13 protein-coding genes are annotated in these 12,626 nt (G+C 33.5%); 12 read left to right on the plus strand and 1 reads right to left on the minus strand.

What is annotated here, in order from left to right; all coding sequences use genetic code 11:
• The first annotated feature begins 1 nt into the window (after position 1).
• The 11 genes from R4B61_RS05495 to R4B61_RS05545 all read left to right on the plus strand — a co-directional run bounded on the left by R4B61_RS05495 (position 2) and on the right by R4B61_RS05545 (position 11,639).
• The gene (locus tag R4B61_RS05495) at positions 2-817 is read left to right on the plus strand and encodes a TlyA family RNA methyltransferase (RefSeq protein WP_413627263.1); all 816 of its coding nucleotides are present in this window, start codon (positions 2-4) and stop codon (positions 815-817) included.
• A 16-nt stretch (positions 818-833) separates the two neighbouring features.
• A complete protein-coding gene (recN, locus tag R4B61_RS05500) occupies positions 834-2,549 on the plus strand; it encodes a DNA repair protein RecN (protein WP_413627264.1) in 1,716 nt (571 codons plus the stop codon).
• A 61-nt stretch (positions 2,550-2,610) separates the two neighbouring features.
• Positions 2,611-3,228, plus strand: coding sequence for a guanylate kinase (gene gmk, locus R4B61_RS05505; RefSeq protein ID WP_413627265.1), 618 nt, complete (start codon positions 2,611-2,613; stop codon positions 3,226-3,228).
• Positions 3,228-3,425, plus strand: coding sequence for a DNA-directed RNA polymerase subunit omega (gene rpoZ, locus R4B61_RS05510; protein WP_413627266.1), 198 nt, complete (start codon positions 3,228-3,230; stop codon positions 3,423-3,425). The genes gmk and rpoZ overlap by 1 nt, the downstream gene beginning before the upstream one ends.
• A 92-nt stretch (positions 3,426-3,517) precedes the next feature.
• Positions 3,518-4,717 carry a bifunctional phosphopantothenoylcysteine decarboxylase/phosphopantothenate--cysteine ligase CoaBC gene (gene coaBC / locus R4B61_RS05515; protein ID WP_413627267.1) on the plus strand — a complete coding sequence of 400 codons (1,200 nt, stop codon included), beginning with the start codon at positions 3,518-3,520 and terminating at the stop codon, positions 4,715-4,717.
• Positions 4,718-4,734: 17 nt separating this feature from the next.
• Positions 4,735-7,140: a primosomal protein N' gene (priA, locus tag R4B61_RS05520; protein ID WP_413627268.1), complete on the plus strand. Its 2,406-nt coding sequence runs from the start codon at positions 4,735-4,737 to the stop codon at positions 7,138-7,140.
• Between the two features lie 13 nt (positions 7,141-7,153).
• Complete coding sequence (fmt, locus tag R4B61_RS05525) at positions 7,154-8,095, plus strand: methionyl-tRNA formyltransferase (RefSeq protein ID WP_413627269.1); 942 nt, start codon at positions 7,154-7,156, stop codon at positions 8,093-8,095.
• Positions 8,085-9,425, plus strand: a complete 1,341-nt coding sequence (gene rsmB / locus R4B61_RS05530) for a 16S rRNA (cytosine(967)-C(5))-methyltransferase RsmB (protein ID WP_413627270.1) — start codon at positions 8,085-8,087, stop codon at positions 9,423-9,425. Before fmt ends, rsmB begins: the two co-directional genes overlap by 11 nt.
• A gap of 9 nt (positions 9,426-9,434) precedes the next feature.
• Positions 9,435-10,331 carry a ribosome small subunit-dependent GTPase A gene (gene rsgA / locus R4B61_RS05535; protein ID WP_413627271.1) on the plus strand — a complete coding sequence of 299 codons (897 nt, stop codon included), beginning with the start codon at positions 9,435-9,437 and terminating at the stop codon, positions 10,329-10,331.
• Position 10,332: 1 nt separating this feature from the next.
• Positions 10,333-10,992 (plus strand): ribulose-phosphate 3-epimerase, encoded by a 660-nt coding sequence (gene rpe / locus R4B61_RS05540; RefSeq protein ID WP_413627272.1) that lies wholly within the window; start codon positions 10,333-10,335, stop codon positions 10,990-10,992.
• A gap of 2 nt (positions 10,993-10,994) precedes the next feature.
• Positions 10,995-11,639, plus strand: a complete 645-nt coding sequence (locus R4B61_RS05545) for a thiamine diphosphokinase (RefSeq protein WP_413627273.1) — start codon at positions 10,995-10,997, stop codon at positions 11,637-11,639.
• 66 nt (positions 11,640-11,705) lie between these two features.
• Here the strand turns inward: R4B61_RS05545 and rpmB are convergent, their stop codons facing one another.
• Positions 11,706-11,891 carry a 50S ribosomal protein L28 gene (gene rpmB / locus R4B61_RS05550; protein WP_413627274.1) on the minus strand — a complete coding sequence of 62 codons (186 nt, stop codon included), beginning with the start codon at positions 11,889-11,891 and terminating at the stop codon, positions 11,706-11,708.
• Between the two features lie 375 nt (positions 11,892-12,266).
• On the opposite strand from rpmB, the gene R4B61_RS05555 reads away from it, so the two are divergent.
• Positions 12,267-12,623, plus strand: a complete 357-nt coding sequence (locus tag R4B61_RS05555) for an Asp23/Gls24 family envelope stress response protein (RefSeq protein WP_413627275.1) — start codon at positions 12,267-12,269, stop codon at positions 12,621-12,623.
• The last annotated feature ends 3 nt before the right edge of the window (positions 12,624-12,626 follow it).

Here is a 12,626-nt window from a genome sequence, read left to right on the forward strand (position 1 = left end):
AATGACAAAAAAAGAAAGAATTGATGTACTACTAGTTCAACAGGGATTGTTTGATAGTAGAGAACAAGCTAAACGTGCTGTAATGGCCGGTGAAATTTTAGGAAAGAATGAACAAAGACTGGATAAGCCGGGAGTGAAAATTCCAGCCGACACCGAATTGCATTTAAAGGGCAAAGTAATGCCTTATGTTAGTCGGGGTGGTTTGAAGCTAGAAAAAGCACTCAAAAGTTTTAATATTTCGGTTAAAGACAAAACTGTTTTAGACATTGGATCATCAACCGGTGGATTTACGGATGTAATGTTACAAAACGGCGCCAAATTAAGTTATGCGTTAGATGTAGGTACCAACCAACTAGTCTGGAAGTTAAGAAATGATCCAAGAGTAGTTGTAATGGAAAATACTAACTTTAGATATAGTAAGCCAGAGGATTTTACGGAAGGACAACCCGAATTTACTTCAATTGACGTGTCCTTTATTTCCTTGCACTTAATATTAGAACCCTTAAAAAAGATAATTAAGGAAAACGGTGAAGTGGTTGCTTTGATAAAACCACAATTTGAAGCCGGAAAAGAAAACGTTGGAAAACATGGAATTGTAAAAGACAGCCAGGTTCATAATGATGTAATTAAAAAAGTTATGAGTTATGCAATTGCTGCCGGTTTTTCAGTTATTGGATTGGATTTTTCTCCCATCAAGGGTGGAGTGGGAAATATTGAATTTCTGGTTCATCTTAAATCAACAAAAAATCCAGTTATTAGTCCAGATATTTCAATTTCAGAAGTTCAAGATCATGCATATAAAGGTTTAAATAATTAGTAAGTGAGGTGTCATTTTGTTAAAAGAAATTTCAATTAAAGACTTTGCGATTATTGATAAACTTTCAATTAAATACGAATCCGGAATGACAGCTTTAACCGGGGAAACTGGTGCTGGTAAATCAATCATAATTGATGCAGTGGGGTTATTAGCCGGTGGAAGAGGATCACAGCATTTCATTAGAGCTGGAGAAAATAAAGCAGTTTTACAAGGTTTATTTGAAGTTCCTAAGAATGGCTTTACTGAAGCACGTTTGGATGAATTTGGAATTGATCATGAAGATGACGATGTAATCTTGCAAAGAGAATTATATCGAAACGGAAGAAACGTTTGTCGTATTAATGGGATGCTGGTGAATACCAGTACCTTAAAAAAAGTTGGAGAAACCTTAGTTGATATTTATGGTCAAAATGAGCATCAATCTTTAATGCAAAGTGATAAACATATCTACTTATTAGATGAATTTATTGGAACTAAAATAGAAAAAGAGTTAGCTGTTTATCAAGAAAAGTACGAAGAGTATCTAAAGCTAAAAAAACGCATTGAAACGAAGAATCAAAATGAAAAAGAGTGGGCTCAACGCCTCGATATGCTGAAATTTCAAGTTAATGAAATTGAAAAAGCTGATTTAATTAACGGTGAAGAAGAAAAGTTAATTAGTGAACGTAATCGGTTAAATAACTTTCAAATGATTAACCAAAGTTTAAGTATGGCCTTAGCAAATATTGAGGGGGATGAGACTCTTAGCCCGATTGATATGATTGGCCAATCTATGAGTGAGATTGAAAACGTAGAAAAAATTGATGAAGATTTTAAGCAAATTTCTGAAAATATAAATGGAGCCTTCTATATGCTTCAGGATGCTACCAGTGCAATTAGTAATCAACTAGACTCACTAGAATTTGACCAAGGTCGTTTAGATGAAGTTGAAGCACGTTTAAATACCATTTATGAACTTAAACACAAGTATGGTGATTCAATTCAACAAGTTTTAGAATATTATGAAAAAATATCCGTTGAATTAAGTGAAATGAAATCAGAGTCAGCAAATGGCGATGATTTAGAAGCCAAATTAGGTCATTTAAAAAATGACTTGATTAAACGTGGAGAAAAATTAACTAAAATTCGCCGGAAGGGTTCTGAGTTATTAACTAAAACTATCCATCAGCAGTTAGCCGATTTGTATATGGAAAAGACTGTGTTTGAAGTTCATTTTAAAGAGTTATCCCAAGGAACTTTTAATAAAAATGGGATGGAAAGCATTGAATTTTATATTCAAACTAATCCGGGCGAAGAAATGCAGCCTTTAGTTAAGATTGCTTCTGGTGGTGAATTGTCCCGGATTATGTTGGCGTTAAAAACGATTTTTTCAAAACTTCAAGGGGTTACATCGATTATTTTCGATGAGGTTGATACGGGTGTTTCTGGTCGTGTTGCACAAGCAATTGCCAACAAAATTCATCACGTTAGTTTAAAATCGCAGGCTCTTTGTATCACGCATTTACCCCAAGTTGCTGCAATGGCTGATCATCAATATTTTATTGCTAAACACGTTGATAAAAATAATCGGACTGAAACCACGATTACGGCGATTAACGGATCAGATCGAATAAATGAATTGGCACGGATGCTGGCAGGAACGACGGTAACTAAATTGACGTTGGAGCATGCAGAGGAATTATTGCAGCTTGCTGATCAAGAAAAAAGTTCGGATTTGCATAAATCATCTTGATTATTTTGTTAAAAAAAGTGATAATGTTCGTATTAGTAAATTTACGGAGGAGTTTTTTTAAATGTCAAAAAGGGGAATGTTAATTGTTCTTTCAGGACCATCAGGTGTTGGTAAAGGAACAGTTCGTAAAGCATTATTTGAAGACCAAACGGTTGATTTTAATTATTCAATTTCAATGACCACTAGAAGTCCCAGAGAAGGGGAAAAAAACGGGGTCGACTATTATTTTGTTTCTAAAGAACAATTTGAAGAAAACATTAAAAATGGGGAAATGTTAGAATACGCTAAATACGTTGATAACTACTACGGAACACCATTAAAATATGTAAATGATCAATTAGACTCTGGTCATGACGTATTTTTAGAAATTGAAGTTAATGGTGCTTTACAAGTTCGTGCTAACTGTCCTGACGGAGTGTTTATTTTCCTAACTCCTCCCGATATTAAGGAACTAAGAAGTCGTTTAGTTGGTCGTGGAACAGATGATTTAGAAGTCATTAACAAACGAATTCAAAAAGCATCAAAAGAAATAAGAATGATGCAGAACTATGATTATGCGATTGTAAATGATAAAATTGATAACGCAGTAAATCAAATTAAAGATGTAGTTAAAAGTGAAAGATTAAAGGTTAATCGTGTAATGCCAGATTACCTATCAAGTTTAGGAGATGAATTGTAATGTTATACCCATCAATTGACAAGTTACTAGAAATCGTTGATTCAAGATATTCATTGATTATGTTAGCAAGTAAACGAGCTGAAGAATTAGATCAAGGTGCAGCTCCTTTACTAACTAAGTATCATAATAAAAAAACAGTAGGAATGGCATTAGAAGAAATTGCTGCTGGTGTATTAAAAATTGAACCTAGTAAATAGTTATAAAAGCCATTACGTAATTTAGCGTAATGGTTTTTATATATTAATGATAAATATTGTATAATTAGATAATACAAAGAGAAGGTGAAGAAGTGTTAAATAAAAAGGTCGTTTTATATGTAACTGGTAGTATTGCAGCTTACAAATCGGTTTATTTGTTGAGAGAATTACAACGTAATGGTGCTGAAGTAAGAGTGGTAATGACTTCTTTTGCAGAAAAATTTGTTTCTAGCTTAACCTTTGCATCACTTTCTAAACATTTTGTGTATGATGATAATTCTTTTACAGATGATGCTGAACAAATCAAACATATTGAATTAGCTAAATGGGCTGATTTATCAATTGTTGCACCGGCATCTGCAGATTTTATTGCTAAATTGGCTAATGGTATTGCCGATAATTTTGCTTTAACCACTCTATTAGCAACGGATTCTCGTAAAATTATCGTTCCGGCGATGAATGATGTTATGTTTCATAATTTTGCAACCCAAAATAATCTAGAAGTTTTAAAGAAAAATCAAATAACCGTTTTGGATACAGCAACGGGAATGTTAGCTGAAGGATATTCAGCCAAGGGAAGAATGCTAGAGCCCTTAGATATTATTAATCAAGTAAAAAGAAGTCTAATTAAAACCGGGGAATTAAATAACTTTAAAATCTTAGTCACGGCTGGGGGTACTCAAGAAGATATCGACCCGGTACGAGTTATTTCTAACCGTTCTTCTGGTAAGATGGGTTATGCAATTGCTGAAGCAGCAGCGCAAGCAGGGGCAGAAGTAACACTAATTAGTGCAAATTGTAATCTACAAGCTTCTTCAGGAATTAAAGTAGTTCCCGTTCGGACCAGTTCTGAGTTGATGAATACAGTTTTGAGTGAACTACCTAGTTACGATGCATTGATTATGGCTGCAGCAGTTAGTGACTTTCGCGTTCATGAGGTAGCCAAACAAAAAATTAAAAAAGATCCAAATCAAGATTACTTTGAATTAATCTTAGAAAAAACCCCAGACATATTAAAACAAGTTGCACTTGCCAAACAAGAACACCAATTGATTGTTGGTTTTGCAGCTGAAACTCAAAATTTTGAGAAAAACGCGCAAAAAAAGTTAAAAGCTAAAGGTTTGAATATGATTGTTTTAAATGATGTTTCTAATCCCAAAATTGGTTTTAGTAGTGATGATAATCAAGTAACTATTATTGATGATAAACAAAAAGTTATTAAAACTGAGATTGCTTCAAAAATTGAAATTGCTCAAAAAATAATTGAAATTGTTGAACAAAAATTACGATAAAAGAACAGGAGGAACCTATGAAAATTGCTGATGTTATTGTTGATGTACCAACGATGCAAACTGACACACCTTTTTCTTATCTGGTTCCTACTGATTTACAAACCGTTATCAAAAAAGGGATGCGAGTGGTGGTCCCTTTTGGAAATGGTAATCGTAAAATAGAAGGTTTTGTAGTCGATTTAAATGACAATTTGACTGATGGAACTGATTTGAAAGCAATCGATAGTGTAATGGATTTTGAACCAGTTCTTAATCAGGAGTTAATTGATTTATCTAATTGGCTAGCACGGACCACGTATTCATTTCAAATTAGTTGTTTATTAACAATGCTGCCTAATCTTTTGAAGGCAAAGTATGAAAAAGAGGTAGAATTAGTTGGCCAGATTGAGGATCCTGAATTAACCAAAATTTTCACTGAAAACAATAATAAGGTTTTATTTGATAATGAACATTTTTCTAATTCGCAACTAAGCGAGTTATTACGTTTGAAAAAAAGTGCTAAGGTGCAGTTTAAATATCAAGTAAAAAATGAAGCACGCGCTAAAACAGAACTAGCAATAAAAAATGAAATTAGTGATTTTGAAACAGTCAAAAAAGGATTAAATAAGAGTGCTAAAGCACAATTTAAATTATTGAATCTATTGACCAAATATCCTAATGAACCGCTAATTCAAAGAGAAATCATTAAAAACCAGGGGATTTCAATTTCTGCAATTAAGGCATTTAGCGAAAAAAAGTACATTAGTAAACAGCAGATTGAAAAATATCGTAATCCATACAAACATCAAATCAAATTAGATCAGCCCAAGGTTTTAACTAAGGAACAAAGTATTGCAGTCCAAAAAATAAATGATGATATAAAATCCAAGCAATCTAAAACCTATTTAGTTGAAGGGGTAACTGGTTCAGGAAAAACGGAAGTATATTTACAAACGATTCAGCAAGCCTTAGAGCTCAATCAAACAGCTCTAATGTTGGTCCCAGAAATTTCCTTAACTCCACAAATTGTAAACCGAGTTAAAAGTCGCTTTGGCTCTAGAGTTGCCATATTACACAGTGGTTTATCAAACGGGGAAAAATACGATGAGTGGCGTCGAATTAGAGATCAAGAAGTTGATGTGGTAGTTGGTGCTCGTTCGGCGATTTTTGCTCCGTTGAAAAACATTGGACTAATTATTTTAGACGAAGAACATGATACTAGCTATAAGCAGGATGATAATCCTAGGTATCATACAAGAGATGTCGCAATTTGGAGAAGTAATTATTATCATTGCCCGGTCGTTTTGGGTAGTGCAACTCCATCTTTAGAATCTAGAGCAAGAGCTGAAAAGGGAGTTTATGAACTGATTCGACTAACACAACGGGTTAATCAGCAAACCTTGCCACAGGTACAAGTTGTAGATATGACTCAGGAAATAAAGAATCATGGTGATCTGTTTTCTGGTACTTTGATTGATTCTATTAAAGCAACCATTGCTGCCAATAACCAAGTAGTTTTGCTATTAAATCGACGGGGATTTTCCTCTTTTATGTTGTGTCGTGATTGTGGTTATGTATTAATGTGCCCCAATTGTGATATTTCGTTAACAATGCATTTAGATTCACATACGATGAAATGTCATTATTGTGGTTTTGAAGAAGCAATTCCTAATCAATGTCCAAATTGTAAAAGTAAAAATATTCGCTATTTTGGAACCGGTACGGAAAAAGCAGAAAAAGAACTTCAACAACTAATTCCAGAATCGCGAATTATTAGAATGGATGTTGATACAACCCGAAAAAAGGGAGCGCACGAAAGAATTTTAAATGCGTTTGGAAGTCATCAAGCTGATATTTTATTAGGAACGCAAATTATTGCCAAAGGATTAGATTTTCCAGACGTTACCCTTGTAGGAGTTTTGAATGCCGATACTGGGTTAGAGTTACCTGATTTTAGGTCTAGTGAACGAACCTTTGATCTGCTAACGCAGGTCTCAGGACGGGCTGGAAGAGCTGATAAAACTGGTAAAGTAATTATTCAAACATTTAATCCTGATCATTATGCAATCCAGTTAGCTAAAAAACAAGATTATGAAGGTTTCTTTAGAAAAGAAATGAAATTGCGTCATCTGGCAGGGTATTCGCCGTACTATTACTCGGTTAAGTTAACAATCAGTTCTTTAACCGAACAGCAAGCGGCACAGGAATCTTTTCGAATTTTAGAATATTTAAAAGGAAATCTTGGGGAACAGACTATGATTTTGGGTCCGACTCCCAGACCAATTGCCAGAATTAAGAAACGATATTACTATCAAATTATTATTAAATTTAAAAAGGACCCCAGATTGGCGGCAACGCTGAGAAAAATTCAGCAATTATCACAAACTGAGGTTAGAAAAGGTTTACGAATTGCGATTGATTCGGAACCGGTTAGTTTTATGTAACGGAGGATTTTACTTGAAGAAAATAGTGTTTATGGGAACACCACAATTTAGTGTTCCAATCTTAAAAGAACTTAATAAGGAATATGACGTAGCAGCCGTAGTTACACAACCGGATCGCCCTGTGGGTAGAAAACGGAAAATTGTTAAAACTCCGGTTAAAGCAGCTGCTGAAGAATTAGAAATTCCCGTTTTACAACCAGAAAAATTGAGTGGTAGTGAAGAAATGGACGCCATAATTAAGCTAGCACCTGATTTTATAATCACTGCGGCTTATGGCCAATTTTTACCAACCAAATTATTGGATGCGGCAAAAATTGCTGCGGTTAATGTTCATGGTTCTTTATTGCCAAAGTACCGTGGTGGAGCACCGGTGCAATATGCAATTATGAATGGTGATCAAGAAACTGGAATTACAATTATGTATATGGTGAAGGGTATGGATGCCGGAGATATTATCTCCAAACGGGCAATTCCCATTACCAAAAAAGATGATACAGAATCAATGTTTGCAAAGTTAAGCATTGTAGGTAGAGATTTACTAATGGAAACGTTACCTAAAATCATTTCTAATGATATTAATCCAATTAAGCAAGAAGAATCTCAAGTGGTTTTTTCACCAAACATTAAACGTTCAGAAGAAGTATTAGATTTTAAGCAAACTGCATTTCAATTAGATTGTAAAATTAGAGCATTACGTCCAGATCCAATTGCGTTTGCTTTGGTTGAGGGAAAACGTTTTAAAATCTGGAATGCTGAAGTAGTTGAAGCAAAAACTGAGATTGATCCAGGGAAAATATTTCTCAAAGATAAGCACCATTTACAAATTGCTGCTGGAGAAGGAACTGTTTTACAGTTAAATGAGGTTCAACCTGCAGGAAAACCTAAAAAAATGATTACTGATTTCTTAAACGGAAAGCAAAACTTACAAGTAGGAGACCAATTTATTGACGACTAATAATACAAACAATCCACGGTACCTAGCGGTTAAAACATTGGAAAAAGTTTCTGATGGAGCATATTCAAACTTACAAATTAGCAACGTGATTGATTCAACTAAAATGAACGAAAAAGATATTCGTCTTTTTACAAATATTGTTTATGGTGTGATTCAGCATCGGCTAACGTTTGCCTATTACATTGATGTTTTAGTTAAACATCCACATAAATTAAAACAGTGGGTAAAAGAGTTATTGTATAGTGCAATCTATCAAATGCAATACTTAGACAAAGTTCCCAACAGAGCAATTTTTAACGAGAGTATTAAAATTGCTAAAGAGCGTGGTGACGATGGCACTAGAAGATTAGTGACTGCTGTATTGCACAAAATTGATCGTAATGGTGTTCCTGAAATTTCTCATCGTCTTTCAGATTTGGAAAAACAATCAATTTCTGCTAGTGTTCCGGTTTGGCTAATCCAACAACTGAATAATCAGGTAGGAAAACAAAAAAACAAATCAATTTTAAGTACAATTAATCAAGCAGCAAATCAATCTATTCGAGTTAACTTAAAGAAAACTAATCTTGAAGAACTACAAGCTCAGTTAAGTGATTTAGGCTTTGAAGTGAGAAAGAGTGAGGTTGCTGCGGATGCTTTAGTAGTTTCTAATGGGGTAGCTGCACATACAGATTTATTTAAACAAGGCTTCTATACTATTCAAGATGAAAGTGCGATGCTTCCAGTTCAATCAATGGATATTAATTCTAGTGATGTTATTTTGGATACTTGTGCTGCACCAGGCGGTAAGACGACTCAAATTGCAGAGCAATTAGATGATGGTTTTGTGGTGGCTGTTGATCTTCATGAAAATAAACTTCCTAAAATAATTAAAAATGCTGTTCGAATGGGACTTGATCAAAACGTTAAGGTTAAGGCAATGGATGCTACTAATGTTAATGATGAGTTTTCAGATGAATTTTTTGATAAAATACTAGTAGATGCACCGTGTTCAGGTCTGGGATTAATTAGAAGAAAACCTGAGATTAAATATGAAAAGCAACTTAAAGATGTAACTGATTTAAGTAAAATTCAGAGTGAGATTTTAGATGCGGTGGCACCCAAATTAAAAGTTAATGGTCAATTGGTATATAGTACTTGTACAATTCTAAATCAGGAAAATTCTAAAGTAGTTAAACAATTTTTAGAAACTCATCCAAATTTTGAATCAATTAAAGTTAAAACCAAAAATAATTTAAAACCTAATGAAAATTCAGATTATTTGAAAGTCTTTCCGGATGATTATGGTTCAGATGGCTTCTATATTGCTGGGTTTAAAAGGGTCAAATAAGGTATATATATGAAAAAAGGAAAAATTTATCAATCATTAAGTGGATTTTATGATGTTTTCTCAGATGGTGTAGTTTATAGAACTAGAGCAAGAGGAAACTTTAGGAAAAAACAAATTAAGCCGGTCGTTGGAGATGAAGTTGAGTTCGACGTAACTAATGGTAACGAGGGGTACATTTTAAAAATACTTTCTAGAGAAAATGAATTAGTTCGTCCACCCATTGCGAATACAGATCAGGCAATTATTGTGGTTTCAGCAATTGAGCCGGATTTCTCGGATATTTTATTAGATAAAGAATTGGTTGTTTTGGAAGCAGAAAAAATCAAACCAATTATTTTCTTTTCTAAACTAGACTTAGTTGATGAAAAACAGTTAGCTCATTTTCAAAAAATTGCTTCTGATTATCATGAAAAAGTTGGTTATGAAGTAGTTTATTCCGACGACGTTGAAGCAAATTATGCTAAATTGCGTAGTTTGTTAACGGGAAAGCAGACCGTGGTTATGGGTCAAACTGGAGCAGGTAAATCTACTTTATTAAACCATTTAAAACCTGAGTTAAAATTAGAAACAGGAGAAGTTTCTAAGGCGCTTAGCCGTGGTAAACATACCACTAGAAAAGTATCATTAGTTACCATTAATGATGGAATAATTGCTGATACCCCAGGTTTCTCATCATTTGATTCACTTGGAATCAAAGTTAATGAATTAAAAAACTATTATCCTGACTTTAAACGCGTTTCTTCTGAATGTAAGTTTAGGGAATGTTTACACATCAATGAACCAAAGTGTGCGGTGAAAAACGATGTTAAAAATGGTACAATTCTAACTAGTAGGTACGATAACTACCTCAAACAATATGCTTTGATAAAAAGTCAAAAAATTATTTATAAAAGAGGAGAAAAATAACATGATTAAAGTTGCGCCTTCAATTTTAAGTGCTGATTATGTAAACTTACAAAAATCAATTGAAGAAGTTGATAAAGCTGGTGCTGAAGTTCTTCACATTGATGTTATGGATGGAGATTTCGTTCCTTCAATTTCTTATGGTCCAAATTGGTTACCTGCTATTAGACCAATTACTAATATGGAATTAGATTGTCATTTAATGGTTAAAAACCCAGAAAAAATTATTGATGTATTTGCTGACAACGGTGCTGATTTAATTGGTGTTCATGTTGAAGCAACTCCACATATTCACCGTGCATTACAAATGATTAAAAATAAAGGTGTTAAAGCAGAAGTTGTCATTAATCCAGGAACTCCAGTTGCAGCAATCGAACCAGTTCTTTCAATGGTTGACCAAGTTCTGGTTATGACTGTAAATCCTGGTTTCGGTGGTCAAAAATTCTTGCCAGAAACTATTAAGAAGATTGCTCAATTAAATAAACTTCGTAATGAAAATGCTGATTTTGATTTTGATATCGAAATTGATGGTGGAGTTAATGATCAAACAGTGGTAAAAGCTTATGAAGCTGGTGCTAACGTTGCCGTTGCTGGTTCATATGTTTTTGGTGCTGATAACCCTGCTGAAAAGATTAACGCAATCAAAAAAGCTACTGATTTCTAGTTATGAAAGTAATTAATTTGTTAGCTGGTGGTCCTAAGAGTGAATGGCCTGAACAATTGATTAAAGGTCAAATCGAGGGCGAATTTATTGGTGTTGATCGGGGATCTTTAAGGTTGTTGGAACTTGGAATAACACCAATTGTTGCAGTGGGTGATTTTGATTCAGTTAGTAATGAAGAGTTGAAACTAATTAAGCAAAATGTATCCAAAGTGGTAACTTCAAATCCGGTTAAAGACTATACTGATACCCAGTTAGCAATCCAATATGTAATGAAGCATTTTCCGGGTAGTCAAATTAATATTTATGGTTTTTCAGGTGGAAGACTTGATCAACTATTGACTAATCTGTTGATGATGAATCAGCCTGATTATCGAGAATATGTTGAATTAATTAGTTTGATTGATGCACATAATTACGTTAGTTTTTATAAACCCGGTAAGCATCAAATTGCAAAAATTCCAGAAATGAAGTATTTAGACTTCGTAAATATGGAAAAGACGACTTTGAATTTATATGATGAAAAGTATACGTTAGATAATTTTATCGTTCGTTATCCGACCTCATTTTCTAGTAATGAATTTGTAGGGGAGCAGGGAACGTTTAGCTTTGATAACGGAATTTTAATGGTTATTCAGAGTCGAGATTAAATAAAAAAATAAGCATCCATTTAATGGATGCTTATTTTTTTTAATTAATTAATTAAAATCTTAAAATTATACTCGTTTGAATTTACCAGATTTTAATGATCTAGCACTTAACCAAACACGTTTTGGCTTACCATCTACTAAGATACGAACCTTTTGTAGGTTTGGCTTCCAACTTCTTCTTGAAGAGTTCAAAGCGTGTGAACGACGGTTACCAAAGTGGGTTCTTTTTCCTGTTAATGCATCTTTTGCCATGGAATATCCCTCCTTTTGTTTTCTAAAATGCGTAATAAACTACATTAATAATTTATCATATTATTGCTACAATTGCAATTAATCTTTCAAGTAATCTTACTTGACACCAAATTTTTCTAGCAAAATCAATACTATTTAGTTCATTTTAATGTTTTTAAGGTTGTAAAAGTAAAACTAGGTGATTTGAATTTTTGAATCTTTAGATATCAAGGATTAAAACAAGTTAGCTTAAATAAGTATAAACTGGTACAATAAAGGTACTGTTCTATAAAAGTAATTAAGTAGATATAATCATTTCAAATGAATGATTTTTTATCTGAAATAAGATATCATAAGTTATCGTTATAAACGTTAAAGTAAGGAGATGCATGCGCAATGGCTGTGAACATGAATAATCAATATGGTTCTATCAACATCGATAATGACGTTATTGCTACTGTCGTTGGTGGTGCCGCTACTGATAATTATGGTGTTGTTGGTATGGCAAGCAAGAATCAAATTAAAGATAATGTTAATGAGATTTTACGTAGAGATGCTTACTCACGTGGAGTTGTCGTTCGTCAAGTTCAAGATAAGATTGAAGTTGATGTAAATATTATTGTCAGTTATGGAACCAAGATTTCTGAAGTTTCTAGAAACGTTCAAAGCAAAGTTAAATATAATTTAGAAACAATGCTTGGCGTTAATGCTGATGCAGTAAATGTAATTATACAAGGTGTAAAAGTAAATTAGTTT

Source organism: Fructilactobacillus vespulae (assembly GCF_047324295.1).
GTDB lineage: Bacteria > Bacillota > Bacilli > Lactobacillales > Lactobacillaceae > Fructilactobacillus > Fructilactobacillus vespulae.